Source organism: Azospirillum brasilense, assembly GCF_003349955.1.
Classification (GTDB): Bacteria; Pseudomonadota; Alphaproteobacteria; order Azospirillales; family Azospirillaceae; genus Azospirillum; species Azospirillum brasilense_B.
In genome coordinates this window covers 1-25,146 of the sequence record NZ_QLKQ01000017.1, presented here as the reverse complement: position 1 = coordinate 25,146, position 25,146 = coordinate 1, and the positions used below count along the sequence as shown (strand labels likewise).

The following is a 25,146-nucleotide window of genomic DNA, read 5'->3' as shown; positions in this document are numbered from 1 at the left end:
GGCATTCCTGGCCGCTTTGCCTAGAGTGGGCCATCCCGGACAACAGACGGCCGATCCTTCAGCATGCCCCACACCGCCGAGGCGCCGAGCCGCCGTGCCATCGCGTCCTGGTGCCTCTACGACTGGGCGAACTCGTCGTACAACACCATCATCACGACCTTCATCTTCTCCGTCTATTTCGCCCGCGGCGTGGTCGGGGACGAGGTGGCTGGCGCCTCGCGCTGGAGCGCCGCGCTGACCGTCGCCGGGCTGCTGATCGCCCTGCTCAGCCCCGTGCTGGGCGCGGTGGCCGACCGGACGGGGCGGCGCAAGCCGTGGATGGCGCTGTTCACCGGCCTGACCGTGGTCTTCTGCGCCGCGCTCTGGTGGGTGAAGCCCGACCCGTCCCACGCTTTGTTCGCCCTGGTCTGCGTGGTCGTCGGCACCGTCGCCTTCGAACTGGCGAATGTCTTCTACAACGCCAGCCTGACCGCGCTGGCGCCGCCGCGGATGCTCGGGCGGATTTCCGGCTGGGGCTGGGGCATCGGCTATTTCGGCGGGCTGGCCTGTCTGGTGGTCGCCCTGTTCGTCTTCGTGAAGTCGCCCGCCCCCCTGTTCGGCCTGCTCGACACGGCGGAGCAGGCGCCGGTGCGCGCGACCGCCCTGCTGGCCGCCGCCTGGTACGGGCTGTTCGCCCTGCCCTTCTTCCTGTTCGTTCCGGACGCGCCGGCGACCGGGCTGGGCATCCGGCAGGCGGCGCGGGAGGGCGTGGCGACGCTGCGCCGGACGCTGGCGGAGACGCGCAAATACCGCAACACGCTGCGTTTCCTGATTGCCAGCGCGATCTACCGCGACGGCATCAACACCATCACCGCCTTCGGCGGCATCTTCGCCGCCCACGCCTTCGGCATGAGTTTCGAGGAGATCCTGCTCTTCGCCATCGCGCTGAACGTGGTGGCCGGCGTCGGGGCCATCGGCTTCGCCTGGGTGGACGACCGGATGGGGGCCAAGCCGACCATCCTGGTCAGCCTGATCGGCCTGACCGCCTTCGGCGTGCCGCTGCTGCTGGCGACGGAGAAGGCGTGGTTCTGGGTGCTGGCCCTGGGTCTGGGCGCCTTCTTCGGGCCGGCGCAGGCGGCCGGACGGTCGATGATGGCGCGGCTGGCCCCGCCGGGCATGGTGGGCGAAATGTTCGGGCTCTACAGCCTGACCGGCCGCATGGCCGGCTTCGTCGGGCCGCTCGCCTTCGGGCTGGCGACCGCGCTGTTCGAGAGCCAGCGGGCCGGCATGGCGAGCGTTGTGGCTTTCTTCGTGATCGGTTTTGGGCTTATGCTGGCGGTTCGGGAGCCGGCACCGGGCGATGCGAATACGGTGCGACAGTCCGCCGCGGCATGACGGCGGATTCACCCAGCGGAAGCTGCTAACTTGCCTTTTGCTGCGACGCACAACGAATTTTGCGCGGAGGGCGGAACGGACATGTTGCACATCAAGGACATCGAGGCCTTCGCGCACATCAACGAGGCGCTGGCCCGCGACCACGCCGCGGCGCGTGGGGAAGACGATTCGGCGCCCCATCACCCGGCGTTGCATCCGGCGATGCTGATCGCCATGGCGGCGACCGGGCGGCTGAAGCCGGACGACAATGCGGACGGGAATTCCCAAGCCGAAGCCGCCGCCTTGCTGGCGCGGCTGATGGGGGCGCGGCGGGGGTAAAAACCTTGCCCCCTCCCTAACCCTCCCCCGCTCTCGCAGGGGAGGGAGAATGGTCCCCTCCCCTGCGAGAGCGGGGGAGGGTTAGGGAGGGGGCAATGGATGCGCCCCCGCCCGTCTCAGTGCCGGAAGTGGCGCATCCCCGTCAGCACCATCGCCAGCCCCTTCTCATCGGCGGCGGCGATGACGTCGTTGTCGCGGATCGAACCGCCGGGCTGGATCACCGCCGTCACGCCGGCTTCCGCCGCGGCCAGCAGGCCGTCCGCGAAGGGGAAGAAGGCGTCCGAGGCGACCACCGACCCCTTGGTCAGCGGCTCCGACAGGCCGGCGGCCTTGGCGGCCTCCGCCGACTTGATCGCGGCGATGCGCGCCGAGTCGACGCGGCTCATCTGGCCGGCACCGACGCCCACCGTGGCGCCGTTCTTGGCGTAGACGATGGCGTTCGACTTCACATGCTTGGCGACGCGGAAGGCGAAGAGCAGGTCGGCCAGCTCCTGCTCGGTCGGGGCGCGCTTGGTCACCACCTTCAGGTCGTCGAGCGTGATGCGGCCGTTGTCGCGGTTCTGCAGCAGGAAGCCGCCGGACAGCTGCTTCACCATCATCCCCGGCTCGGCCGGGTTCGGCACGTCCTTGGTCAGCAGGACGCGCAGGTTCTTCTTGGTGGCGAGCAGGGCGCGGGCCGCGTCGTCGGCGTCCGGGGCGATCACCACCTCGGCGAACAGCTTGGAAATCTCCTCCGCCGTGGCGGCGTCCAGCGGGCGGTTCACGGCGATGATGCCGCCGAAGGCGCTGACCGGGTCGCACAGCAGGGCCTGCTTGTAGGCGTCGAGCAGGTTCGCCCCCTCGGCGACGCCGCAGGGGTTGGCGTGCTTGATGATGGCGACGGCCGGACGCTCGAACTCGGCGACCAGCTCGAAGGCGGCGTCGGTGTCGTTCAGGTTGTTGTAGGACAGCTCCTTGCCCTGGAGCTGGATCGCCGTCGCCACACCCGGACGCTGCTCGCCGGTGACGTAGAAGGCCGCCTGCTGGTGCGGGTTCTCGCCGTAGCGCAGGGTCTGGCTGAGCTTGCCCGACAGGGTGGTGCGCGGCGGGAAGGTCTCGCCGAGCTGGCCGGCCAGCCAGGAGGAGATGGCCGCGTCGTAGGACGCCGTGCGGGCGTAGGCGCGCTGGGCCAGCGTGCGGCGGAGCTTGAGCGTGACGGCGCCGTCATGGGTCGCCAGCTCGTCCAGAACCGCCTCGTAATCCTCGGGGTCGGTGACGACGGTGACGAAGTCGTGGTTCTTGGCCGCGGCGCGGATCATCGCCGGGCCGCCGATGTCGATGTTCTCCACGCAGTTGGCGTAGTCGGCGCCCTTCGACACCGTCGCCTCGAACGGGTAGAGGTTCACCACCACGAGGTCGATCGGCGGGATGTCGTGGGTGGTCATCGCCTCGGCGTGGATGTCGCGGCGGGCCAGGATGCCGCCGTGCACGCGCGGGTGCAGCGTCTTGACGCGCCCGTCCATGATCTCCGGGAAGCCGGTGTGGTCGGAGACCTCCTTCACCGGGATGCCGGCCTCGGCCAGCCGCTGGGCGGAGCCGCCGGTGGACAGGATCTCCACGCCCTTGGCCGCCAGCGCCTGACCGAGCGCGACGAGGCCCGTCTTGTCGGACACGGAGATCAGCGCGCGCGTGATGCGGACCAGATCGGGGGCGGGCGAGTGGGCGACGTTCGGCGGGCTCATCGGGGCATCCTGGCTGTCATGGAACCGGCTGCGGCGAACCGGGCATGGGAAGACGGGGCCTGAGAAGACGGGACCCGGAAAGCCGGAAAAGCGAAACACCCCGCTTCGCCACCCCCGCCCGGGCGGGGATCACGGTCGCAGGGCGAACACTCCACAGACTCTCGAAACAGGCACCGATCCGTATTCCCACGGCCTGTCCGCCGCGGATGCGCGCGGTTTACCCCCCCTTGCGCTCGCGGCGCAAGGCCCATTTCACCGTCTTGATGGCGGGGCCGGTATGTCCGGAGACGGCGATCTGGGTGGTCCGCCGCGGCTCGTCGCCGCTGCCCAGATAAATGCTCTCCTCCAGCTCCAGCGTGGCGCCCGACGCGCGCAGCCGCCAGGCGGCGCCGCTCGGCAGCTTGAGCTGCACCTGACCGCCCTGGACGAGGCTCGCCTGGACCGCGGGATGCAGGTGGAAGCGGATGGTGAAGGGCCGTGGCTCCGGCGTGGCGCCGATCACCGGCTCCAGCATGTCCTCGCCGCGCAGATCCTCGCCGTTCTCCGCCAGATAGACGCGGCGGCGGTGCAAATAGCCGAAGTTGCGGCTGTAGCCGTTGTGGGTGGCGACGACCAGCACCGCCCCGTCGTTCTCCTGCCGCTCGCAGCCGACGTGCGAAGGGCGGCGGCCCAGCCCGCCCGCCTCGATCACCTCCGACGAGTTGGTCTCGGCCAGCACGACGGTGGAATGGGCGGCGGTGCCGGCCAGCGCGGCGCGCCACGGGCCGGTCTTCACCGGATGGGCGCCGCAATTGACGATCAGCCGCTCCTTGCCGACCGACATCTCCAGCGACAGGGTGCCGGCGTGGGCGGTGGCGTCCAGCCCGGTGACCGGCGGCACGCCGGTGTCCATCAACACCATGGTGCGCCCGGCGATCAGCCGTTCGAAGCCGGTGTGCGGCGCGCTCTTCAGCGGGCGCCCGCGGGCGTCGGCCTGGGCCAGCACCGTGTCGACCAGCGCCGCGTCCTCCTCCCGCCCGCCGTTGAACAGGGCGAGGCCACCGTCGCCGTGGCGGAAGAAGCGCAGGGCCGGAGTCATGCGGTCGATGGCGTGCTGCAGCGCCTCCGGCACGTCGGCGCGGGCGGTGCGCAGGACCGACCGCATGTCGATCAGGTCGCGCAGGATGCGCAGCTGCACCGAGGGGCAGCGCTCGACATGGCCGCCGTCCGGCAGGATCTGGCGCGGCAATTCCCGCTCCAGCAGCTTCAGCGCGTCCTGGCCGATCCGCTCATGCTCCGGCAGGCAGAAGCCGCCATAGACGAGGCCCTTGGCCGCGGTGACCAGCGCCTTGCCGTCCAGCGCGCCGGGCACCACGCGGGTCAGATGCTTGACCTGCCGGGCGAGGCTGTCGAAGACCGCGGCGCGGAACTCGTCGTCGGCGGAGGCGCAGTAGAAGTCGTGCAGGCCGATCCAGGCGGCGATGCGGCCGCCCAGCACCTCCGGCGCCCAGGTCTGGGCGTTCCAGCTCCCGTTGTGGTCCAGCCAGGACAGCACCAGCGCGCGGGCGCGCCGCCGCGCCGTGTCGCCCCCCACCGCCCGCAGGTCGCGCAGCCATTCGAAGCCGTGCAGGGCGTCCTGCCAGACGGCGCTGCCCGCCCGCCAGTTCGGCGCGCCGTGGGCGTCGGCCGCCCCGGCCTGCCCGCCGAAGCGGAAGACGCCGGCCAGGATCGCCGAGCCGTCCCCGGAGTCGCCCGGCCAGGGGTCCGGCGGCACGGCGGACAGGGCGGTCGGCGCGCGGCCGCCCAGCGTCAGCTTGTAGATCGGGTTGCCGAAGGCGATCTGCGCGACGCCGTCCCGCAAGCGGCCCATTTTCCCACGCCCGGCGCTCATCGGCTCACCCCGTCACACGGCGGGGAGAGGCGATGGCCGGCGCTTCGCTGAAGGCATTCGGGCGATCGGGGGGATGCATCCTGTTGTCGTATCAAATTCGCCTCGACCCCCGCAAGCCGGTGGTGCCCTAATCGTGCAGCCGTCGCAGCCGTGCCACGAAGAACCCGTCGATGCCGCCGAGGTCCCCGAGCATGCCCGGCAGGGATCGTACCTCACCGCGCTCGTTGATCAACTCGGCCAAATTGCCATCCCCCGCATGGCCGCCACCCAGATCGGCACCCAGATCGGCCGGCGTGATGGGCAGGCGCTCGACCCGCTTGTCGCGGGCCAGGATGCGGTCGATCTGCGCCTCGCCCTCCTCCGGCTGGATGGAACAGGTGCAGTAGACCAGCGTTCCGCCCGGCTTCACCAGATCGACGGCGTGGGCCAGCAGGCGGCTCTGCGCCTTGGCCAGCTTGCCGATGTCCTCCGGAGTCTTGACGCGCAGGATGTCGGGATGGCGTCGGATCGCCCCAGTGGCCGAGCAGGGGGCGTCGAGCAGCACCGCGTCGGCGGGCTGGTCGGGGATCCAGGTGGCGGCGTCGGTCGCCAGCACCTCCGCCGACAGGTTCAGCCGGGCCAGATTCTCCCGCACCCGCTCCAGCCGCTTGGCGGAGCGGTCGACCGCCGTCACCCGCGCGCCCTGCGCGACGAGCTGCGCGGTCTTGCCGCCGGGGGCGGCGCACAGGTCGTAGACGCTCTTGCCCGCCAGATCGCCGAACAGCTTGGCCGGCAGCGAGGCGGCGAGGTCCTGAACCCACCAGGCGCCCTCGGCGAAGCCCGGCAGTTCCGTCAGGTTGCCGCCGGCGGCGCGGCGCAGCGTGCCGGTGGGCAGCAGCCGGGCCTCCAGCCGCTCGGCCCACACCGCGGGATCGGCCTTGACGGTGATGTCCAGCGGCGCCTCGTGCAGATGCGCCTCGACGATGCCGCGGGTGCGGCCGATGCCGTAGGCCTGCCGCCAGGCCAGCCACAGCCAGTCCGGCGTGTTCAGGCGCCCGGCGTCCTGTTGGGCGGCCAGCTCCGCCCCCTCGCGGCCGATGCGGCGCAGGACGGCGTTGATCAGGCCCTTGTAGGGTTCCGCCCCCTTGGCCGCGGCCAGCTCCACCGCCGTGTCGACGGCGGCGTGGGCGGGCGTGCCGAGGAAGACGAGCTGGGCCGCGCCCAGCCGCAGGATGTCGTGCACGGTGGCCTTGGGCAGGCCCGGCTTGGCGAGACTGCCCTGGATCAGCGCGTCGATCTGGCCGAGCCGGCGCAGCACGGTGGCGGTCAGCAGCCGCACGAAGCCGCGGTCGCGCGGGTCGAGCCCGCGCAACTCCGGATGCGCGTCGAACGCATCGTCGAAGGGAATGGATTTGCGCAGCACGTCGCGCAGAAGATCGAGCGCGGCGGAGCGCGCGGCAAGGGAGGCGTCGGACATGCCGCTGGATGTAGCGCGCCGGACGGCGGGTGTCGAGTAGCCGCAGCGCCGGGCCGAACGGATTCCGGCTCCCTCAGCGGGGCGCCTCAGCGGGCGAGCGCGCCCCGCCGTCCGCCCTCGTGGTCGGGATAGGGGCCGACGTCCTCGACGAAGAAGCAGGCGACGCCGCGCAGCTCGCCCCGGCGCAGGATGAAACGGTTGCCGTTGCCGGCCTTCATCGCCCACAGCGCCGTCCCCTCCAGCCCCGTTCCCGCCAGCGGACTCAGCTCCAGCTCCGGCGGCACCGGGGCCTCGCCCAGCCGCTTGAGGAAACGGTCGGCGCGGACGCGGTCGTCCGGCGGCAGGCTGCGCGCCGCGCGGGCGTCGTAGCGGTCGCTCTTGACGTAGCGGGTCCCGGCTCCCTGGATCGGGCTGGACGGCCCGCCCGGGTCGGCGGCGGCGCGCTCCAGCATCAGCGCCCAGCGGGCGTCCCGCGCCATCGCCAGGGCGCGGCGGTGGACAGCGCGGCAATGCTCGGCCAGTTCGTGGAAACGGGGCATCAGGTCGCGCTTGCGGAAGCCGACCTCCATCATGACGCGCTCCACCGCCCCGTCCGCGGCAACGCCGGAGGCGGGAATGCCGCGCGTCTCCAGCGCCAGCAGGGCGTCGATGCGCCGGTCGCGGTCCGGCGCGGCAATGCCCTGGGTCAGCGTCCGCCCGAGTTGCTCCAGCGCCGCCTCGGCACGGCGTTCGGCCTCGGCGATGCGCAGGAGCACGTCATCCCGGCTGGTGGCGGTGGAAACGCTCAGCCACCCCGCCTCGAACAGCGGGGTCTTGTCGAGAAACAGGTCCGGCACGATTCCCGTCAGCCGTCGGCGCGCATGCGCCCGACGATCTCCTCCAGCACCGTTTCGGCCTTGTCGTTGTCCACCTGGCAGGTGCCCGCGGCCTCGTGTCCGCCACCGCCGTACTCCAGCATCAGCGGGCCGATGTTGGTCCTGGAGCTGCGGTTGATGATCGACTTGCCGCAGGCCAGCACCGTGTTCTGCTGCTTCAGCCCCCACAGCACATGGATCGACACGTTCGCTTCCGGATACATGGCGTAGATCATGAAGCGGTTGCCGGCGTAGATGGTCTCCTCCCGCCGCAGGTCGATGACCACGACGTTGCCGCGGATCGTGCTGCAGCGGGCGAGCTGGTCGGAGAACTTCGCCTCATGCTCGGTGTAGAGGTCCACCCGCTCCTTCACGTCGGGCAGGGCGAGGATCTCGTCGATGCCATGGCTGCGGCAATAGTCGATCAGCTCCATCATCAGCTGATAGTTGGAGATGCGGAAATCGCGGAAGCGCCCCAGGCCGGTGCGCGCGTCCATGATGAAGTTCAGCAGGGCCCAGCCCTGCGGCTTCAGGATGTCCTCGATGCCGTACTGGGCGGAGTCGGCCTGATCGACCGCGGCCATCATCGCGTCGGAGATGGTCGGGAAACGCTCCTTGCCGCCGTAGTAATTGTAGACGACGCGGGCGGCAGAGGGAGCGTCGGCCTCGATGACGTGGTTGTCGCGCTTGCCGACGCGGATCGTCTCCGACAGATGATGGTCGAAGGCGAGGTGGACGCCGGGCACATAGGGCAGGTTGGTGGTGATGTCGCGGTCGGAAATCTCGACCTTGCCGTCCTGCATGTCCTTGGGATGCACGAACTTGATCTCGTCGAGGATGCCCAGCTCCTTCAGGAGCACGGCGCAGACCAGCCCGTCGAAGTCGGACCGGGTGACGAGGCGGTATTTCGTGACGTCGGACATGCGGTGTTCCCCCTGAGCGCCCCACAATCGGCAAGCGGAGGGAAAGTAGACTTGCACCTTTCGGCGTGCAACCGCGAACCGTCCGGCCCGGAAACGCCCGTCTGAACGCGGCGTCCGGCGAAGGCGGGCAAGATCGACACGGATTTCACGGATCACAACAGGATTTCACGGAATTGCTCGAACCAGTGCGGCTGGTCCGGTTGCGGCTGATATGAGGCACGGATCAGGAATTCCGTGAAATCCGTGCCCAAATCCGTGAAATCCGCGTCGATCTTGCCCCCGGCTTCACCACCCATCCGATCGGGCGATGGACGTGGCGGGCTCACCCCCAGGGGCTGCGCGGCATGAAGGAGGGGCCGGCCATGCCGCGCAGGCGGCGGACCCGTTCCTCCATGTTCGGATGGGTCGAGAACAGGCTGTCGAGGCTGCGGCCGTGCAGCGGGTTGGCGATGAACAGATGCGCCGTGGCCGGGTTGGATTCCGCCGCGTAGTTCGGGATCTGGTGGGCGTAGTTGTGGATGCGGGTCAGCGCGTCGGCCAGCCACAGCGGGCGACCGCAGATCTCCGCGCCGATGCGGTCGGCCTCGTACTCGCGGGTACGGCTGATCGCCATCTGGACGATCATCGCGGCGAAGGGGGCCAGGATGGCGATCAGGATGCCGCCGATCAGCCCCAGCGGGTTGCCGCCCTGGCCGTTCTGGCTGTTGCCCTGCGACGCGCCGAAGAACATGCCGAAGTTGGCGAGCATGGAGATGGCGCCGGCGATGGTCGCGGTGATCGTCATGATCAGCGTGTCGCGGTTCTTCACATGGGCCAGCTCGTGGGCCATGACGCCGGCGACCTCCTCCGGGCTGAGCAGGCGCAGCAGGCCGGTGGTGGCGGCGACCGCGGCGTTCTCCGGGTTGCGCCCGGTGGCGAAGGCGTTGGGCTGGTCGTTCTCCATGATGTAGACGCGCGGCATCGGCAGGCCGGCGCGCTCGGCCAGCTGCTGGACGATGCCGTAATATTCGGGGGCGGTGTAGGCGTCGACCTCCCGCGCGCCGTACATGGACAGCACCATGTCGCCGGAGTTCCAGTAGCTGAACAGATTCATGCCCAGCGCCATGACGAAGGCGATCATCATGCCGCCCTTGCCGCCGATCAGATAGCCGATGCCCATGAACAGGGCGGTCAGGCCGGCGAGGAGGATGGTGGTCTTCACATAGCTGGTCATGGCGATGTTCCGGGCAATCTTCTGGACGGTGTCACTGTTGGTTGGACGAGACGGCCCGGCGGGGCTTTCCGCCGGACCTGTCTGGTGATATGGGCTTGGCGGAAGGCATCGTTCAAGATGGCCAAGCACCGCACCCGACCCCAGAGGACGGCCATGACCGAGACGAAGACCACCGGACCGGGACCGCAGGACGCCGCGAAGCCCGCCTCCGAGGCGACGAAGACCGACGAGGCCCGGACCCCGGACGCCAAGGCCGGGGAAGGCGCCAAGGGACCCGAGCAGATGCCCGGCGAGATCGGCGGCCCGCAGGGGCCGGAGCCGACCCGCTTCGGCGATTGGGAGTTCAAGGGCCGATGCTCGGATTTCTAAGCCGGCACCCCTTAGGACAGCCTACCTTTATAATCCCGTCGGCGAATTGAACACATATACATTCAGGACACAATACCTAGGTTGTGCTTGATGTGTTCTGGTTCGCGCGCTACTCTGTGACCGGTTCGCCCCTTCGCGGACCGGTGCCCGGAGAGGCCGCGCCATGGGATCGCCCGCCATGGGATCACCCAAGACCATCACCCCATGCCCACCCCGCTCCGCCGGGCTCTGGCTGGCGCTTCTTTCCACGTTGCTGGCCGGCACCGTCCAGGCTGCTCTGCCCGCCCTCCCCGGCCCGATCCCGGCGGAGGTGCTGGAGGTTCTGGACGGCGACACGTTGCTGGTGCGCGCCACCATCTGGTTGGGTCAGGTGGTGGAAACCCACGTCCGGGTGGATGGGCTGGACGCGCCGGAGATGCGCGCCCGCTGCCCCCGTGAGCGGGAACTGGCGGAGACCGCCCGCGACCACGCGCGCCGCCTGATCGGGACCGCCCCGGTGCGGCTGCTCGACGTCCAGCCCGACAAGTACGGCGGACGGGTGCACGCCCGCGTGCTGACCGGCGGAGGCGCCGACCTGTCGGCCGCGCTGATCGCGGCGGGGCTCGCCCGCCCCTATCACGGCGAACGGCGCCAGCCCTGGTGCGACGGGACGGGCATGGGCTAACCCGGCTCCACCAACGGGTGAGTCGGGAACCCGCCGTCTCGCTCCGCTGTTGCCCCTCCCACCAAGGAGGAGAGCGAACCATGACGACCCAGGCCTCGTCTTACGTCCCCGGCGCCATCGCCTTGCTGGCCGCCAGCCTCGCCCTGTCCGGCGCCGCCGTGGCGCAGGACGCCAAGACGATGGAGGGCGGACTCGGCGCCGCCCCGCCGTCCCAGGGCGAAGCCTGGATGGAATCGACCGGCGCCCAGGACCCGACTCTGGGCGAGCGCCGCACCGAGAAGCAGAAGAACGCGGCGGAGACCCGCGCGCAGGGGCGCATCGGCTCCGTCCCCGACGCGGCGAGCGGCGAGTCCGGCCTGAAACCCGGCACCGCCGAGTCCGTGAAGACCCAATCCGGCAGCGGCGCCTCCGGCGGATCGGACACCGCTCCCAAATAACGGCCCCAAAACGAAACCGGGGGCCGCGAAGGCCCCCGGTCCGGTGACAGGATCCGATGAACGCCGCGGTCAGGCGTTGTTCATGCGGTTCTCGATCAGGTCGGTCACGACGGTCGGATCGGCCAGCGTCGAGGTGTCGCCCAGGCTGTCGTGCTCGTTCGCGGCGATCTTGCGCAGGATGCGGCGCATGATCTTGCCCGAACGGGTCTTCGGCAGGCCTGGCGACCACTGGATCAGGTCCGGCGAGGCGATCGGGCCGATCTCCTTGCGCACCCAGGCCACCAGCTCCTTGCGCAGCTCTTCCGTCGGGCTTTCCCCGGCGTTGAGCGTGACGTAGGCGTAGATGCCCTGGCCCTTGAGGTCGTGCGGGTAGCCGACGACGGCGGCCTCGGCGACCTTCGGGTGGGCGACCAGAGCGCTCTCCACTTCCGCCGTGCCCATGCGGTGGCCCGACACGTTGATCACGTCGTCGACGCGGCCGGTGATCCAGTAGTAGCCGTCCGCGTCGCGGCGGCAGCCGTCACCGGTGAAGTAGTAGCCCGCGAAGGTCGAGAAGTAGGTCTGGACGAAGCGCTCGTGGTCGCCGAACACCGTGCGCATCTGGCCCGGCCAGCTGTCGGCGATGCAGAGGTTGCCTTCCGTCTCGCCCTCCAGCTCCTTGCCGTCGTTGTCCACGACGACCGGCTTGACACCGAAGAACGGCTTGGTCGCCGAACCCGGCTTCTGGCCGATGGCGCCCGGCAGCGGGGTGATCAGGATGCCGCCGGTCTCGGTCTGCCACCAAGTGTCGACGATCGGGCAACGGCCCTCGCCGACCACGTTGTAGTACCACAGCCAGGCTTCCGGATTGATCGGCTCGCCCACCGACCCCAGGATGCGCAGCGAGGAGCGGGAGGTGCTCTTCACCGGCCCCTCGCCCTCGCGCATCAGCGAGCGGATGGCGGTCGGGGCGGTGTAGAAGATGTTGACCTTGTGCTTGTCCACCACCTGCCAGAAGCGGGAGATGTCCGGGTAGGTCGGCACGCCTTCGAACATCAGCGTGGTCGCGCCGTTGGCCAGCGGGCCGTAGACGATGTAGCTGTGGCCGGTGACCCAGCCCACGTCCGCCGTGCACCAGTAGACCTCGCCGTCCTTGTAGTCGAAGACGTACTGGTGGGTCATCGACGCGTAGACGAGATAGCCGCCGGTGGTGTGCAGCACGCCCTTCGGCTTGCCGGTCGAGCCCGAGGTGTAGAGGATGAACAGCGGGTCCTCCGCGCTCATCTCCTCCGGCGGGCAATCGGCGGAGACCGACGCGATCTCCTCGTGGTACCAGAGGTCGCGGCCCTCGGTCCAGGCGACGTTGCCGCCGGTGTGCTTGACGACCAGCACATGCTTGACGCCCGGCGCCGCGGCGACAGCCTTGTCGGCGTTCGCCTTCAGCGGAACCTTGCGGCCGCCGCGCAGACCCTCGTCGGAGGTGATGACGAAGTGGCTGTCGCAGTCGACGATGCGGTCCTTCAGGCTGTCCGGCGAGAAGCCGCCGAACACGATGGAGTGGATGGCGCCGACGCGCGCGCAGGCCAGCATGGCGTAGGCGGCCTCGGGGATCATCGGCAGGTAGATGGTGACGCGGTCGCCCTTCTTGACGCCGTTCTTCTTCAGAACGTTTGCGAGGCGGCAGACCTGCTCGTGCAGTTCCTTGTAGGTGATGTGCCTGGAAACGCCCGGATCGTCGCCTTCGAAGATGATGGCGGTCTGGTCGCCGCGCGTCGCGAGGTGGCGGTCGACGCAGTTGGCGGAGACGTTCAGCGTGCCGTCGTAGAACCACTTGATGTGGACGTCGCCGGTGTAGCTGACGTCCTTCACCTTGGTGTACGGCTTGATCCAGTCGATGCGCTTGCCCTGCTCGCCCCAGAAGGCTTCCGGATCGTTGATCGATTGCTCGTACAGGCGGGCGTAGGCGGCTTCGTCCACGTAAGCGGTCTTGGCGATTTCCGGCTTAACAGGAAAAAACGAATTGTCGGACATTGGCTCGCGATTCCCCCGTAGTGCTTCTGGTTACGCCCTGAAGGGCTGTTGGGGAGCGGCTTCCTGCCGCCCCTGTTGCGGGACATTATCCACACAAGTTCCCGTCACCACAAGCAGAACGGCTGATTGTCCGTCCTCTCCATCGGGGCTTTCGGTTCCACTTTGTTGCAGCGCACCGCCCGTTCTTTTGAATTCACCGGCATCCGCGACGACACGACAGCGCGACTATTTGTCGCGCATAATACGAAAGCATGATGACGCCCTTCGGCAAGCCGCTTAACCCGGTCTTAACCGGCGCATCGTTAGCGTGCATGGCGTTCACCCAACAGCAGGGCACCGGCATGGCCAGCACGACCAGCGCGGACGGCACCACCGGAAACGGCACCACCGGAGACGGCACGACTGGCGGCGGTGCCGGACAGGGCCTGGAGCTGGCCGGACGCCTGTCGGAGATGGGCAGCCGCACCAGCCTGATGGTGATCGACGCCGCCCTGCGCACGGCGTCTCTGGCCGAACTGGATGCGTCCGGCTCGGCCGCTCTGGCGCCGTTCGGGGAAGACGCGGGCTTCGCCGGAGCCGCGGCGGAGATGCAGGCGCTGGCCCGCCGAATGCTTCAGGCCACGCAGGATTTCCAGGCGGCCATCCACGAACCGGCGGAGTGATCCGCCGCCGCGGACGGCCGCGCTTTCAGCCGATCGAACCGACCCTCACGCCTCGATCCCGGCCAGTGCGCAGACATGCGCCCATTCGGCGTCCGACACCGGGCAGACCGACAGGCGCGACTGCTTGACCAGGGCCATGCCCTGAAGCAGCGGGTCGGCCTTCATCGTCTTCAGCGTGACCGGCGTCTTCACGGGCAGCAGCGCCCGCACGTCGACCATGCCGAAGCGGCCCGCCTCGTCGCTCGGGTCCGGGTAGTATTCCCGCGCGATCTCGACGACGCCGACCACCTCCAGCCCCTCGTTCGAGTGGTAGAAGAAGGCGCGGTCGCCGACCTTCATGGCCTTCAGGTTGTTCGACGCCTGATGGTTGCGCACGCCGTCCCAATGGGTGGTGCCGTCGGCAACCATGCGCTCCCACGAATATTTGAAGGGCTCCGACTTCAGAAGCCAGCGGGCCATCGCCGTCCGCCCCCGGTCAGGACTTCGGGTAGACCCGGCGCCACGCCCGGATCTCCACATTCTCGAACAGCCCGGCCTGGGCGTAGGGGTCGTTGGCGGCGAAGTCCTTCGCGGCGGCCTCGTCGGCGCACTCCACGATCAGCAGGCTGCCGGCCATGCCCTGGCCGTCGTCGGACAGCAGCGGGCCGGCGGCGAACAGACGGTCGGCGTGCGCTTCCAGATAGGCCAGATGGGCCGGGCGGTTGTCGGCCCGCACCTGGGCGGCGCCGGCCTTGTCGGTGCAATGGAACATGTACAGCATGGGGAACCCCTTCCGTTCGGTCGGGCGGGAGCCTAGCGCAGCCGCGACCGCCGCGGAAGGTGCCGCGACGCGCGGCCTTCCACGGACGGGGAGGAGTCAGCGGTGCAGCCAGAGGAAGGGCGCGCGCAGCGGCGGCGGGCGCCTGGGACGCGCAGGGTCGGTGTCGCGGCGGCTTCGCTCAGGCGCCGCGCTGTTTTCGCCCGTCCCCGCTCCGTCGGGCGGCGATCATCCGCCCGGCATCCAGCAATGCGGCGGCGCGAAGCGCCAGCAGGGCGAACGGGTGCGGCGGGGCGAACATGGAACGGACTCCGAATGTGAAGGCGCGAAGCCTCGCACAACCCATCCGATCTTGCAACCATTCCGAATTCGGCCGAACCGCCCGCCTCTCAGCGCCCCTCTTCGCGGAAGGGCCGCGACAGCAGCCCGTCGATCGTCGCGTCCAGCCCGGCGCCGCGGTTCAGGATCGCGTCCACGGCGGCGCACAGCGGCATGTCCACGCCCTTCCTCCCGGCCAGCCCGACCACCGCGGCGGCGGTGTAGACGCCCTCGGCGACGGAGCGGCGCTCCGCCAGCACCTCGGCCAGCGTCCGGCCGGCGCCGAGGGCGGCGCCCAGCGACATGTTGCGCGATTGCAGGCTGGAGCAGGTCAGCGTCAGGTCGCCCAGCCCCGACAGCCCCATCAGCGTCTCCGGCCGCCCGCCGAGCGCCAAGGCCAGCCGGGTGATCTCGGCCAGTCCGCGGGTGATCAGCGCCGCCCGCGCGTTGTCGCCCAGCTTGCGGCCTTCCACCACGCCGCAGGCGATGGCCAGCACGTTCTTCACCGCTCCGCCGATCTGCGAGCCGACCACGTCGTCGGACAGGTAGGGGCGGAAGGTGCGGCTGCCCAGCGCCTCGACCAGCCGGCCGCCCAGCGCGGCGTCGGCGCAGGCCAGCGTCACCGCGGTCGGCAGGCCGCGCGCCACCTCCGCCGCGAAGGTCGGGCCGGACAGCACGGCCAGCGGCGTCCCCGCCGGCAGCGCGGCCTCCGCCGCCTCGCTCATCAGGGCATGGCTGTCCAGCTCGATCCCCTTGGCGCAGATGACCAGCGGGGTGCCCGGCCGCAGATGGGCGGCGAGGCCGGCGCAGGCGCTGCGCAGATGCTGGGCCGGGGTGACGAGGAGGATGGCGTCGCAGGCGGCAACCCCGGCCAGATCGCCGGTCGCGCGCAGTTCGGCGGGCAAGGTGACGCCGGGCAGATAATCGCGGTTCTCCCGCCCGGCGTTGACCGACTCGACCACCGCCGGCTCGCGCGCCCACAGCAGGGCCTCCTGCCCGGCGCGCAGGGCGGCCAGAGCCAGCGCCGTGCCCCAGGCCCCGCCACCGATTACGCCGATGCGCCGGAAGTCCGTTGCCGCCATGGATGCCCCCCGATTTTTGGATGTGTCTTGAAGAGTTTGCCCGCCTGTTTAGGCGGAGCGTTCCCGGTCCGCAACCCGGACGGTCACGCCTCCGGCGTCAGCATGAGCTTCATCCCGACATGGCTCGCCCGGAAGCCCAGCCGCTCGTAGAAGCGGTGGGCGTCGGTGCGCCGGGTCTGGCTGGTCAGCTGCACCATCACGCAGCCCTCGGCGCGGGCCAGCGCGATGGCGTGCCGCATCATGGCGCTGCCGATCCCCTGGCCGCGCAGCGCGCCGTCCACCTTCACCGCTTCCACCGTCGCCCGCGCCGCGCCCCGGCGGGCCAGCCCGTGCGTGACGGTGAACTGGAAGCAGCCGACGATGCGCCCGTCCAACTCCGCCAGCACGATGGAATTGCCCGGCTGCGCCGCCATGCGGTCGAAGGCGTCCCAATAGAGCGGGTCGAGCGGTTCGCTGTAGACGTCGCCGCCGGTGGACAGGGCATCGTCGGCGGTCAGCCGGACGATCGCCGGCACGTCCTCGCGCCGGGCGGTGCGGAAGGTCAGGGCCATGGCAGGATCATCCTCAGGCCTTCACGCCGGAGCCGACCCCGGCCTTGCCGATGGCCGGCTTGGCGGTCGGATCGAGCGGCCAGCGCGGGCGCGGCGCGAAGTCCAGCGGGTCGGTCTGGCCCAGCCGGAAGCGCTCGATCCCCGCCCAGGCGATCATCGCCGCGTTGTCGGTGCACAGCCGCAGCGGCGGCGCCACGAAGGGCATGGCCTCGCGGTCGGCGAGCTTTTGCAGGCGGGCGCGCAGCGTCTTGTTGGCCGCCACGCCGCCGGCCACCACCAGGGCGCCGCCCTGCGGGTGCATCTCCTTGAACCGGCGCATGGCGCGGGCGCAGCGGTCGGCCATCACCTCGGCCACCGTGGTCTGGAAGGCGGCGGCGAGGTCGGCCTGATCCTCCGCCGAGAGGGGCGTTCCCAGCTCCTCGACATGGCGCCGCACCGCGGTCTTCAGGCCGGAGAAGGAGAAATCGCAGCCGGGGCGTCCGACCATCGGGCGCGGCAGGTCGAAGCGGCCCGGATTGGTCGCCAGCGCCGCCGCCTTCTCCAGCAGCGGCCCGCCGGGATAGCCGAGGCCGAGCAGCTTGGCCGTCTTGTCGAACGCTTCGCCCACCGCGTCGTCGATGGTGGTGCCGAGCCGCCGGTATTGGCCCACCCCCTCGACCACCAGAAGCTGGCAGTGCCCGCCGGACACCAGCAGCAGCAGGTAGGGGAAGGGCACATCGTCGGTCAGCCGGGCGGTCAGCGCGTGGCCTTCCAGATGGTTCACCGCGACGAAGGGCAGCCCGCGCGCCGCGGCGATGGCCTTGGCGGTCATCACCCCGACGATCACCCCGCCGATCAGCCCCGGCCCACCGGTCGCCGCCACGGCGTCGATGTCGGCGAAGCCCAGCCCGGACTCCGCCATGGCGCGGCGGATCAGCCCGTCCAGATGCTCCAGATGGGCGCGCGCGGCGATTTCCGGCACCACCCCGCCATAGGGCGTGTGGTCGTCCAGCTGCGAGAGCACCACGTCGGCGCGGATCTCCCGCGCGTCGGTCACGATGGCCGCCGCCGTCTCGTCGCAGCTCGTTTCGATTCCAAGAACGATCATGATGGCCGTCAAACTAGCCGTCTCCACCGCTCTGGTATAGGGTCTTGACCCGGATTCTTCAGGACTTTCCCCTTCCATGAACAAGGACGTCCCCGACCACGACGCCAGCATCGTCTATTACGACGGCGATTACCCGTCGCTGGAGATCGGCGAGGCGCGTGCGGAAAACGCCGCGACGCTCGCCCGGCTCGGCATGCTGGGCGACGTGCCCTTCTACACGGAGCGCGCGGCGGAGACCGGCGGTCCGATCCTGGAGATCGGCTGCGGCACCGGCCGCCTGACCATCCCGCTGGCCCGCGCCGGACACGCGGTGTGGGCGGTGGACGTCTCCGACGCCATGCTCGACCAGCTTCGCGCCAAGCTGGCGCGCGAGGCGCCGGAGGTGCGGGACCGCGTCCACATGGTGCGGCAGGACGCCGCGGCGCTGGACCTGCCGGTGCGGGATTTCCGGCTGGCCATCATTCCCTTCAACGTGCTGATGCTGATCCCCGACCTGACGGCGGAGCGCCGCGTCCTGGCCGCCGCCGCCGCCCATCTGGCCCCGGGCGGCGTGTTGGCGCTGGATGTGATGAACCCGCTGACCATGCCGATGGACGCCGAGACCAAGCCCAGCCCGTCGGAGCCGCGGCGCAGCCCGCACAGCGGCAACCGCTACATCCGCAACAGCCTGGCCACCCGCCTGGACGAGGGGCAGTGCCAGCGCATTTACGGCTGGTACGACGAGCTGTTGCCGGACGGCAAGATCGTGGTGACCGAGTACGGCTTCACCTGGCGGATGATCTTCCGCTACGAGCTGGAGTTGATGCTGGAGGGCGCCGGATTCGCCATCGAACGGCTGGCCGGCGACTTCGAGGATGCCCCCTGGACGGTGGACAGCCGCCGCATGGTGGTCACGGCGCGCCGCGCCTCCCCCCTCACCAAAGAGTAGCGCGCGCGTCACCAGGGCTTGCAAAGCGCGGTGGATCGCCTAGAACACTGGCCCCATGACCCAACCGCTCCGCATCGGCACGCGCGGCAGCCCGCTGGCGCTGGCGCAGGCCCACGAGACCCGCGACCGGCTGATCGCGGCGCACCCGCATCTGGCCGCCCCCGGCGCCATCGAGATCGTCGTCTTCAAGACGACCGGCGACCGCATCCTGGACCGCACGCTGGCCGAGGCCGGCGGCAAGGGCCTGTTCACCAAGGAACTGGAGGACGCGCTGCTCGACGGCCGCGCCGACCTCGCCGTCCATTCGATGAAGGACGTGCCGACCTGGATGCCGGACGGGCTGGAGATTTCCACGCTCCTGCCGCGCGAGGACACGCGCGACGCCTTCTTCTCGCGCGGCGGCCACACGGTGGACACGCTGCCCGCCGGCTCCGTCGTCGGCACCGCGGGCTTGCGCCGTCAGGCCCAGATCCTGGAGCGGCGGCCCGACCTGACCGTCGTGCCCTTCCGCGGCAACGTGCAGAGCCGCCTCGCCAAGCTGGAGGCCGGGGAGGTCGACGCCACCCTGCTGGCGCTCGCCGGGCTGCGCCGCCTCGGCCTGACCGACCGCATCACCGCCGTGCTGGAGCATGAGGAGATGCTGCCCGCCGTCGCCCAGGGCGCCATCGGCATCGAGATCCGCAGCGCCGACGACGCCACCCGCGCCCTGCTCGCCCCGCTGAACTGCGCCGCCACCACGGCCCGCGTGACGGCCGAGCGCGCGCTGCTCGCCATGCTCGACGGCTCCTGCCGCACCCCCATCGCCGGGCTGGCCACGCTGGACGGCGACCGGCTCCACCTGAAGGCAAAGGTGCTGTCCAACGACGGCCGGCAGGTTTTCCGGGCCGAGCGCAGCGGCAGCGCCGCCGACGCCGCGGCGATAGGCGCCGACGCCGGGGCGGAGATCAAGGCGGTCCTGCCGCCCGACTTCTTCAAGAGCTGACGGCGGCCGGCGATGGCGGCCCCCCACCTCCTGGTCACCCGTCCGGCGGAGGATTCCGAGCCTCTGTCGGCCCGTCTGCGCGCGCAGGGCTTCATCGTGTCGGCGGAGCCGATGCTGGAGATCCGCTGGCTGGACGGGCCGGAGCCGGACGTCGGAAACGTACAGGCCCTCCTCTTCACCAGCGCAAACGGCGTACGGGGCTACACCAGACGTACGAGCCGGCTTGACCGTCCGGTCTATGCGGTCGGCGACGCCACCGCGACCGCCGCCCGCGCGGCCGGTTTCACGCGGGTTGAAAGCGCGTCCGGCGACGTGTACGCGCTGGCCGATCTGGTGCGCCGGCGCTGTAGCGCGGCTGCGGGTCCGCTACTTCATGTCGCAGGAACCAAGCTCGCCGGCGACCTGTCGGCCATGCTGGGCGAGGCCGGATTTTCCATCCTGCGGGAAACGCTGTACGACGCCGTTCCGAGCGCGCGGCTGTCGGACGGCACGGCGGCGCTGCTGCGTACGGGAACACTGGACGCCGTGTTGTTTTTCTCTCCCCGTACCGCCCGTTCGTTTGTTAGGCTTGTCGCCGAGGCCGGGCTCATCGACCGCTGTCGTACAGTGGACGCGCTCTGCCTCAGCCCCGCGGTCGCGGAGGCTGCCCGCGCGTACGGTGAGCTGGGAGTGACACCGTGGCAGAACGTACGGGTGGCGCCACGGCCGGAGCAGGACTCTCTGCTCGGCCTGCTGCCGGACCCGTCCGGCGGCACGGGCCGGGCTTGAGCGCATCCGCTTGGGGGCTTGTGTGGCGTTCGTTGAGAACAACTGCGACCAGAAGGCACCCAATGACCTCTCGCCCAGGCTCCGAACACGAGGCTGACCCGAACGGCCACACGCCGTCCGACCAGAACCAGACGCCCAACCAGACCCCGTTGGCCGACCAGAACCAGGTGCCCGGCGGCCCCGCCGTCGAACGCATCATCGAACGCTTCGGCGGCATCCGCCCCATGGCCCACAAGCTGGACATCCCGGTCACCACGGTGCAGGGCTGGAAGAAGCGCGGCGCCATTCCGCTGGCCCGCCACGCCGACCTCCGCGCCTCCGCCGCCAAGCACCGGATCAAGCTGAGCGAAGCCGACCTGGAAGCCGCCACGCCGAGCGAGGACCGCAACGCTCCCGACGCCGCCGGCTCGGTGATGCCGCTGCCGCCGCCGGACGCTCCCGTCATCACGCCGATCGCTCCCCTTTCCGAAGGCGCAGAGCCGTTCAAGGCCGAGCCCACCAAGGTTGAGTCCGTCAAGGCCGAGGACACCCTGCCGGGCGCCGACACGCTGCCGGGCGGTGGCCCGGTGCCGGCCACGGACCTGCCGCCCGCCACCCTGCCGCCCGCCGCGGACACTCTTCCGGGCGCCGCCGACACCCTGCCCGGCGGCGACGTGAAGGCCGAGACGATCAAGGGCGAGGAGATCCGCTCCGAAGAGAGCAAGGAAGAGGCCAAGGCCGATCCCTTCAAGGCCGCCCCCTTCACGTCGGACGAGGTCAAGAGCGAGACGCCGCCGCCGGTGGAGCCCCCCGCTTCCGCCTACACGACCTCCTCCTACGAGCCGCCGCGTTACGAGGCGCCGCGCGAGGAGCGCAAGTCGGGCGCCGGCTTCGCCACCGCCGTGTCGCTGATCGCCCTGCTGGTCGGCGCCGCCGCCCTGTCGCAGCCCTGGTGGGGCCCGCGCGTTCCCGGCTGGCCCACCGCCGGCGGTCCCGCCGCCCCGTCCGCGGCCGCCCCGGCGGCGCAGCCCGATCCGGCCCTGCGCAACCAGATCCAACAACTGACCGAGCGCCTCGCCAAGCTGGAGCAGCGCCCCGCCGCCGCCCCGGCCGAGGGCAACGCGGCCGCTTCCGGCATCGACCAGCAGACGCTGGACAACGCCGTCGGCCAGCTCGCCGCCCGCATCCAGCAGCTTGAGGAACGTCCTCAGGCCGCCGCAGCCGCCGCTCCGGCCGAGCCCGACCCGCGCATCGCCCAGCTGACCGAGCAGCTCGGCCAGGTCCAGCAGCGCGTCGACGCGGTCGGCAGCGAGGTCCAGGCCGCCGGGCAGATCCGCCAGGACGTGGACGCGCTGAAGCAGGAGCTGTCCACCGTCAACCAGGCGGTGGAAACCCGCCGCGACGCCGCCACCGCCGCCCAGACGCTGGTGCTCGCCGCCGGGCAGCTCCGCTCCGCCCTGGCCGCCGGGCAGCCGTTCCAGCAGGAACTCCAGGCCGTCCGCGCCGTGGCGTCGGGCGACGCCCAGGTGACGCAGCCGCTGGAGGCCGTGGCCGGCTACGCCGCCAAGGGCGTGCCGACGCAGCCGCAGCTCACCGACCGCTTCTCCGCCATGGCCTCAGACATCGTGCGCGCCGACAACCAGGGCGAGGGCAACGACTGGGTGGAGCAGGTCACCGGCAAGATCGCCACGCTGGTCACCGTGCGCCGCTCGGGCGGCGACGCGGTCGGCGACGGCGCCTCGGCGGTGGTCGCCCGCGCCGAGGCCGCGCTGCAGGCCGGCAACCTCGGCGGCGCGGTCAAGGAGCTGGCGGCCCTGAAGGGCCCGGCGGCGCAGGTCGCCGCCCCGTGGATCGCCGACGCCAAGGCCCGTCTGGCCGCCAACGAGGCCGGCCAGCAGCTCACCAACCGCGCCATCGGCCTGCTCTCGCAGTCCGCCGGGGTCAAGGGAGCGGCCCAATGACACGCGCCATCTGGTTCATCATCAAGGTCGCCATCGTCGTCGCGATCGCGGTCTGGCTGGCCAACCATCCCGGAACCCTCGCCATCAACTGGCAGGGCTACGTCGTCGAGACCGGCATCGGCATCGCCATCCTGATCGGCGTGGCGGCCCTGGCGGCCGGCATCGTCCTCTACCGGCTGGGCCGCGCCATCCTCGGCGCGCCGCGCAACTTCGGCCGCTACCGCCGGTCGCGCCGGCGCGAGCGTGGCTATCAGGCGCTGACCCGCGGCATGGTCGCCGTCGCCGCCGGCGACGCCACGACCGCCCGCAAGATGGCGCGCAAGGCCGACGGGCTGCTCAACGAGCCGCCGCTGACCATGCTGCTGTCGGCCCAGGCCGCCCAGCTCCAGGGCGACGACCGCGCGGCGAAGGAATACTTCACCGCGATGCTCGACCGGCCGGAGACCGCCTTCCTCGGCCTGCGCGGCCTGTTGACGCAGTCGCTGAAGGCCGGTGACCGGGTGGAGGCGCTGCAGCTCGCCCGCCGCGCCCAGTCGCTCCAGCCCAACACGCCCTGGCTGCTCGGCACGCTGTACGACCTGGAAGCCCGCTCGGGCGAATGGGCGGCGGCGGAAGGCACGCTGCAGCAGGCCGTCCAGGCCGGCGCCATCAACCCCGACGACGGCCGCCGCCACCGCGCCACCCTGCTTCTGGAGCGCAGCTTCGAGGCGGAGCGCCGCGGCCGGTCCGACTCGGCCCTGTCGCACGCCCAGGCGGCGCACGACCTGCTGTCCGGCTTCGTCCCGGCGGCGGCCCGCGCGGCGCGGCTGCAGATGGCCATCGGCAAGCACCGGAACGCCGCCAAGACCATCGAGCGCTGCTGGCGCGTCAACCCGCACCCGGACCTGACCTCGGCCTACCGCGAGGTGGTGTCGAGCTACGACCCGATGACCCGGGTCAAGATGTTCGAGAAGCTGCGCAACCACGCCCCCAACGACGTCGAGTCGCTGCTCGCCGTGGCCCGCGCCGCCCTCGACGCCCAGCTGTGGGGCGAGGCCCGCGCCCATCTGACCAAGGCGCTGGAGATGCGGCCGTCGCGCCGCGTCTTCCAGCTCCTGGCCGAGCTGGAGCGGGCGGAGCGGCAGGACGAGGAGGCGGCGCGCGCCTGGCTGGCCCAGGCGGCCAACGCCCCGGCGGACGCGGCCTGGACCTGCACCGCCTGCAACGCGGTCAGCCCGAGCTGGGGCGGCCTGTGCGGCCATTGCGGCGCCTTCGACAGCCTGGAATGGAAGACCCCGACCGTCAGCATGTCGCTGATGAGCCCGGAGTCGGCCCCGACGGCCATCGCCCACCACGCGACGGAGCCGGTCACCGGCCAGCCGGGCGTCGCTCCCGGAGGACAGATCGCCCCCCAGGGAGCGACCTGAGCCCCAGGCCGGTCGCATCACGCCGAAAGCCCCTTCCCGGTCCGCCGGGAAGGGGCTTTTTCTTTTGCGGAAAGGGGAAACCCTTAGGCGTTGCCCAGCCGGGCGCCGTCCAGGATGGCCTCGTCGAAGATCGCGCCGCTGCGGTCGCAGCCGGTCAGGTCGGCCAGCGTCAGGTCGCAGCCCTTCATGTTCGTGGCGCTGAGCGAGGCGCCGGCCATGCGGGCGCGCACCAGCGAGGCGCGCATCATCTTCGCCCCGGCGCTGATCAGCAGCATCCCCAGATTGGCCCCGTCCAGGCAACCGTCGATGAGGATCGCGCGGTCGAGCTTCGCGCCGCGCAGGTCGGCGCCGCGCAGATCGGCGGAGCGCAGATCGGCGCCGTCGAACTGGGCCGCCTGGAGCTGCGCGCCGGTCAGCCGGGCGTGGCGGAGCCGCACGCCCGAGCCCTTGGCGAGCGTCAGCACCTTGCCCGACAGGTCCACCCCGTCGAGGTTCAGGCCGGTCAGGTCGAGCTGGCGACCCTGCTGGCCGCTGGTGCCGAGCCACAGCAGGTGCTGGTGCAGCAGAACCTCGATCTCCGCCGCCGCGATCGCCGGGCGGGCGGGCTCGGCCGCCGGCTCCTCGTCCGGTTCCGGGGAAGGCTGCGGCGCCTGGGCGGCGGCCACGGCCTCCTCGTCGGTGCGGATGGAGGTGACGAGGTCCAGCTCCGACACCTTGGCGCCGTCCAGGATGGCGCCGCGCAGGTCGGCGCCGTTCAGGTCCGCCCCCTGGAGGTCGGCGCCGGAGAAGTTGCAGTCGCGCAGGTCGGTGCGCTGGAGCCGCGCGCCGGACAGGCGGGAGTTGGTGAAGTCGGCCGCCCGCGCGAAGCTGCCCGACAGCTTGGCCCGCGCCATGTCGGCGTTGGTCAGCTTGGCCGAGGCCATGTCCGCCGGTCCCGGCTCGAACCCGATCACCTTCAGCTCGCCCGACGCGCTGCGGTTGGCGACGCTGCCGTCGCGCAGGTCGACCTCCACCATCACCGCGCCGTCCAGGATGGCGCCGCGCACGTTGGCGCCGCGCATGTCGGTGCGGTAGAGCCGCGCCTCCGACAGGTCGGCGCCGCGCAGGTCCGCGCCGTAGAGGTCGGCGTGGTCGAGGATGGTGCCGCGCATCCGGGCGTCGCGCAGGATGGCGCCGGACAGATGCGCGCCGGTCAGGTTGCGGCCCGAAAGGTCGAGTCCGGTCAGGTCGAAGAAAGGCAGGTTGGCGCGGGCGCCGTTGGGCCGCCCCTCGGTGAAGCGGACATGGCGCTCGCACACCCGGTCCAGCTGCTCCTGGCTCAAGCGTATCCGGGACTTGTGGGAGCCGTCGTTCGCCATCGGCGCCTCAGGCGAACAGCGCGTCGATGTCGGCCTGCGAAATCTCGCTGCCGCCACCCGACGGTTCGGGCGGCGGGGGCGCGGGACGCGGGGCCGGC

General features: G+C 71.0%; 25 protein-coding genes. 11 read left to right on the top strand and 14 right to left on the bottom strand.

Annotated elements, in window-relative coordinates; translation table 11 throughout:
- Positions 1-63: 63 nt before the first annotated feature.
- Together DXK32_RS10000 and DXK32_RS09995 are read left to right on the top strand one after the other, a co-directional pair.
- Complete coding sequence (locus tag DXK32_RS10000; protein ID WP_114858373.1) at positions 64-1,374, top strand: MFS transporter; 1,311 nt, start codon at positions 64-66, stop codon at positions 1,372-1,374.
- Positions 1,375-1,455: 81 nt separating this feature from the next.
- Positions 1,456-1,692, top strand: coding sequence for a hypothetical protein (locus DXK32_RS09995; RefSeq protein WP_114858372.1), 237 nt, complete (start codon positions 1,456-1,458; stop codon positions 1,690-1,692).
- Positions 1,693-1,808: 116 nt separating this feature from the next.
- Here the strand turns inward: DXK32_RS09995 and purH are convergent, their stop codons facing one another.
- The 7 genes from purH to htpX all read right to left on the bottom strand — a co-directional run bounded on the left by purH (position 1,809) and on the right by htpX (position 9,729).
- Positions 1,809-3,413: a bifunctional phosphoribosylaminoimidazolecarboxamide formyltransferase/IMP cyclohydrolase gene (purH, locus tag DXK32_RS09990; RefSeq protein ID WP_114858371.1), complete on the bottom strand. Its 1,605-nt coding sequence runs from the start codon at positions 3,411-3,413 to the stop codon at positions 1,809-1,811.
- Positions 3,414-3,630: 217 nt separating this feature from the next.
- Positions 3,631-5,262, bottom strand: a complete 1,632-nt coding sequence (locus DXK32_RS09985; protein ID WP_114858370.1) for a heparinase II/III family protein — start codon at positions 5,260-5,262, stop codon at positions 3,631-3,633.
- A 148-nt stretch (positions 5,263-5,410) separates the two neighbouring features.
- Positions 5,411-6,739, bottom strand: coding sequence for an RsmB/NOP family class I SAM-dependent RNA methyltransferase (locus DXK32_RS09980; RefSeq protein WP_114858369.1), 1,329 nt, complete (start codon positions 6,737-6,739; stop codon positions 5,411-5,413).
- An 86-nt stretch (positions 6,740-6,825) separates the two neighbouring features.
- A complete protein-coding gene (locus tag DXK32_RS32085; RefSeq protein WP_162801129.1) occupies positions 6,826-7,575 on the bottom strand; it encodes a hypothetical protein in 750 nt (249 codons plus the stop codon).
- Between the two features lie 8 nt (positions 7,576-7,583).
- Positions 7,584-8,516: an exopolyphosphatase gene (locus DXK32_RS09970; RefSeq protein ID WP_114858368.1), complete on the bottom strand. Its 933-nt coding sequence runs from the start codon at positions 8,514-8,516 to the stop codon at positions 7,584-7,586.
- Between the two features lie 152 nt (positions 8,517-8,668).
- Positions 8,669-8,812 (bottom strand): hypothetical protein, encoded by a 144-nt coding sequence (locus tag DXK32_RS32080; RefSeq protein WP_162801128.1) that lies wholly within the window; start codon positions 8,810-8,812, stop codon positions 8,669-8,671.
- A 26-nt stretch (positions 8,813-8,838) separates the two neighbouring features.
- Positions 8,839-9,729, bottom strand: coding sequence for a zinc metalloprotease HtpX (gene htpX / locus DXK32_RS09965; RefSeq protein ID WP_114858367.1), 891 nt, complete (start codon positions 9,727-9,729; stop codon positions 8,839-8,841).
- Positions 9,730-9,882: 153 nt separating this feature from the next.
- On the opposite strand from htpX, the gene DXK32_RS09960 reads away from it, so the two are divergent.
- The 3 genes from DXK32_RS09960 to DXK32_RS09950 all read left to right on the top strand — a co-directional run bounded on the left by DXK32_RS09960 (position 9,883) and on the right by DXK32_RS09950 (position 11,199).
- Complete coding sequence (locus DXK32_RS09960) at positions 9,883-10,098, top strand: DUF1674 domain-containing protein (RefSeq protein WP_114858428.1); 216 nt, start codon at positions 9,883-9,885, stop codon at positions 10,096-10,098.
- Positions 10,099-10,276: 178 nt separating this feature from the next.
- Positions 10,277-10,762 carry a thermonuclease family protein gene (locus DXK32_RS09955; RefSeq protein ID WP_114858427.1) on the top strand — a complete coding sequence of 162 codons (486 nt, stop codon included), beginning with the start codon at positions 10,277-10,279 and terminating at the stop codon, positions 10,760-10,762.
- Positions 10,763-10,842: 80 nt separating this feature from the next.
- Positions 10,843-11,199, top strand: coding sequence for a hypothetical protein (locus tag DXK32_RS09950; protein WP_041810823.1), 357 nt, complete (start codon positions 10,843-10,845; stop codon positions 11,197-11,199).
- A gap of 69 nt (positions 11,200-11,268) precedes the next feature.
- Here the strand turns inward: DXK32_RS09950 and acs are convergent, their stop codons facing one another.
- The gene (gene acs / locus DXK32_RS09945) at positions 11,269-13,209 is read right to left on the bottom strand and encodes an acetate--CoA ligase (RefSeq protein WP_114858366.1); all 1,941 of its coding nucleotides are present in this window, start codon (positions 13,207-13,209) and stop codon (positions 11,269-11,271) included.
- Positions 13,210-13,520: 311 nt separating this feature from the next.
- On the opposite strand from acs, the gene DXK32_RS09940 reads away from it, so the two are divergent.
- A complete protein-coding gene (locus DXK32_RS09940) occupies positions 13,521-13,871 on the top strand; it encodes a hypothetical protein (protein WP_114858365.1) in 351 nt (116 codons plus the stop codon).
- Between the two features lie 45 nt (positions 13,872-13,916).
- Here the strand turns inward: DXK32_RS09940 and DXK32_RS09935 are convergent, their stop codons facing one another.
- From DXK32_RS09935 to tsaD, 5 genes are all read right to left on the bottom strand, one after another.
- Positions 13,917-14,330: an EVE domain-containing protein gene (locus DXK32_RS09935; RefSeq protein WP_035669391.1), complete on the bottom strand. Its 414-nt coding sequence runs from the start codon at positions 14,328-14,330 to the stop codon at positions 13,917-13,919.
- A 16-nt stretch (positions 14,331-14,346) separates the two neighbouring features.
- Entirely contained in the window at positions 14,347-14,631 is a 285-nt protein-coding gene (locus DXK32_RS09930) for a YciI family protein (protein ID WP_114858364.1), read from the bottom strand.
- A gap of 386 nt (positions 14,632-15,017) precedes the next feature.
- On the bottom strand, positions 15,018-16,028 hold the full coding sequence (locus DXK32_RS09925) for an NAD(P)H-dependent glycerol-3-phosphate dehydrogenase (RefSeq protein WP_114858363.1): 1,011 nt from the start codon (positions 16,026-16,028) through the stop codon (positions 15,018-15,020).
- 83 nt (positions 16,029-16,111) lie between these two features.
- A complete protein-coding gene (locus DXK32_RS09920) occupies positions 16,112-16,579 on the bottom strand; it encodes a GNAT family N-acetyltransferase (RefSeq protein ID WP_114858362.1) in 468 nt (155 codons plus the stop codon).
- A 13-nt stretch (positions 16,580-16,592) separates the two neighbouring features.
- Positions 16,593-17,666, bottom strand: coding sequence for a tRNA (adenosine(37)-N6)-threonylcarbamoyltransferase complex transferase subunit TsaD (gene tsaD, locus DXK32_RS09915; protein WP_114858426.1), 1,074 nt, complete (start codon positions 17,664-17,666; stop codon positions 16,593-16,595).
- Between the two features lie 76 nt (positions 17,667-17,742).
- On the opposite strand from tsaD, the gene DXK32_RS09910 reads away from it, so the two are divergent.
- The 5 genes from DXK32_RS09910 to DXK32_RS33435 all read left to right on the top strand — a co-directional run bounded on the left by DXK32_RS09910 (position 17,743) and on the right by DXK32_RS33435 (position 23,690).
- A complete protein-coding gene (locus DXK32_RS09910; RefSeq protein ID WP_114858361.1) occupies positions 17,743-18,594 on the top strand; it encodes a class I SAM-dependent methyltransferase in 852 nt (283 codons plus the stop codon).
- Positions 18,595-18,649: 55 nt separating this feature from the next.
- Complete coding sequence (gene hemC, locus DXK32_RS09905; RefSeq protein WP_114858360.1) at positions 18,650-19,576, top strand: hydroxymethylbilane synthase; 927 nt, start codon at positions 18,650-18,652, stop codon at positions 19,574-19,576.
- A 12-nt stretch (positions 19,577-19,588) separates the two neighbouring features.
- Positions 19,589-20,344 carry a uroporphyrinogen-III synthase gene (locus DXK32_RS09900; protein ID WP_114858359.1) on the top strand — a complete coding sequence of 252 codons (756 nt, stop codon included), beginning with the start codon at positions 19,589-19,591 and terminating at the stop codon, positions 20,342-20,344.
- 62 nt (positions 20,345-20,406) lie between these two features.
- On the top strand, positions 20,407-22,284 hold the full coding sequence (locus DXK32_RS09895; RefSeq protein ID WP_114858358.1) for a COG4223 family protein: 1,878 nt from the start codon (positions 20,407-20,409) through the stop codon (positions 22,282-22,284).
- On the top strand, positions 22,281-23,690 hold the full coding sequence (locus tag DXK32_RS33435; protein ID WP_114858357.1) for a heme biosynthesis protein HemY: 1,410 nt from the start codon (positions 22,281-22,283) through the stop codon (positions 23,688-23,690). Before DXK32_RS09895 ends, DXK32_RS33435 begins: the two co-directional genes overlap by 4 nt.
- An 83-nt stretch (positions 23,691-23,773) precedes the next feature.
- On the opposite strand, the gene DXK32_RS09885 is transcribed toward DXK32_RS33435, so the two are convergent.
- The gene (locus DXK32_RS09885; protein ID WP_247877080.1) at positions 23,774-25,012 is read right to left on the bottom strand and encodes a pentapeptide repeat-containing protein; all 1,239 of its coding nucleotides are present in this window, start codon (positions 25,010-25,012) and stop codon (positions 23,774-23,776) included.
- Between the last annotated feature and the right edge of the window lie 134 nt (positions 25,013-25,146).

Excerpts from the sequence above, each read along its gene's own strand:
- DXK32_RS09960 (WP_114858428.1), top strand. The coding sequence starts at position 9,883 with ATGACCGAGACGAAGACCACCGGACCGGGACCGCAGGACGCCGCGAAG.
- DXK32_RS09985 (WP_114858370.1), bottom strand. The coding sequence starts at position 5,262 with ATGGGCCGCTTGCGGGACGGCGTCGCGCAGATCGCCTTCGGCAACCCG.
- hemC (WP_114858360.1), top strand. The coding sequence starts at position 18,650 with ATGACCCAACCGCTCCGCATCGGCACGCGCGGCAGCCCGCTGGCGCTG.
- DXK32_RS09970 (WP_114858368.1), bottom strand. The coding sequence starts at position 8,516 with ATGTCCGACGTCACGAAATACCGCCTCGTCACCCGGTCCGACTTCGAC.
- DXK32_RS09980 (WP_114858369.1), bottom strand. The coding sequence starts at position 6,739 with ATGTCCGACGCCTCCCTTGCCGCGCGCTCCGCCGCGCTCGATCTTCTG.
- DXK32_RS09950 (WP_041810823.1), top strand. The coding sequence starts at position 10,843 with ATGACGACCCAGGCCTCGTCTTACGTCCCCGGCGCCATCGCCTTGCTG.
- DXK32_RS09910 (WP_114858361.1), top strand. The coding sequence starts at position 17,743 with ATGAACAAGGACGTCCCCGACCACGACGCCAGCATCGTCTATTACGAC.
- DXK32_RS33435 (WP_114858357.1), top strand. The coding sequence starts at position 22,281 with ATGACACGCGCCATCTGGTTCATCATCAAGGTCGCCATCGTCGTCGCG.
- DXK32_RS32080 (WP_162801128.1), bottom strand. The coding sequence starts at position 8,812 with ATGGGTGGTGAAGCCGGGGGCAAGATCGACGCGGATTTCACGGATTTG.
- DXK32_RS09920 (WP_114858362.1), bottom strand. The coding sequence starts at position 16,579 with ATGGCCCTGACCTTCCGCACCGCCCGGCGCGAGGACGTGCCGGCGATC.
- DXK32_RS10000 (WP_114858373.1), top strand. The coding sequence starts at position 64 with ATGCCCCACACCGCCGAGGCGCCGAGCCGCCGTGCCATCGCGTCCTGG.
- DXK32_RS09935 (WP_035669391.1), bottom strand. The coding sequence starts at position 14,330 with ATGGCCCGCTGGCTTCTGAAGTCGGAGCCCTTCAAATATTCGTGGGAG.
- DXK32_RS09925 (WP_114858363.1), bottom strand. The coding sequence starts at position 16,028 with ATGGCGGCAACGGACTTCCGGCGCATCGGCGTAATCGGTGGCGGGGCC.
- acs (WP_114858366.1), bottom strand. The coding sequence starts at position 13,209 with ATGTCCGACAATTCGTTTTTTCCTGTTAAGCCGGAAATCGCCAAGACC.
- DXK32_RS09995 (WP_114858372.1), top strand. The coding sequence starts at position 1,456 with ATGTTGCACATCAAGGACATCGAGGCCTTCGCGCACATCAACGAGGCG.
- DXK32_RS09955 (WP_114858427.1), top strand. The coding sequence starts at position 10,277 with ATGGGATCACCCAAGACCATCACCCCATGCCCACCCCGCTCCGCCGGG.
- DXK32_RS09900 (WP_114858359.1), top strand. The coding sequence starts at position 19,589 with ATGGCGGCCCCCCACCTCCTGGTCACCCGTCCGGCGGAGGATTCCGAG.
- DXK32_RS09940 (WP_114858365.1), top strand. The coding sequence starts at position 13,521 with ATGGCGTTCACCCAACAGCAGGGCACCGGCATGGCCAGCACGACCAGC.
- tsaD (WP_114858426.1), bottom strand. The coding sequence starts at position 17,666 with ATGATCGTTCTTGGAATCGAAACGAGCTGCGACGAGACGGCGGCGGCC.
- DXK32_RS09895 (WP_114858358.1), top strand. The coding sequence starts at position 20,407 with ATGACCTCTCGCCCAGGCTCCGAACACGAGGCTGACCCGAACGGCCAC.
- htpX (WP_114858367.1), bottom strand. The coding sequence starts at position 9,729 with ATGACCAGCTATGTGAAGACCACCATCCTCCTCGCCGGCCTGACCGCC.
- purH (WP_114858371.1), bottom strand. The coding sequence starts at position 3,413 with ATGAGCCCGCCGAACGTCGCCCACTCGCCCGCCCCCGATCTGGTCCGC.
- DXK32_RS09930 (WP_114858364.1), bottom strand. The coding sequence starts at position 14,631 with ATGCTGTACATGTTCCATTGCACCGACAAGGCCGGCGCCGCCCAGGTG.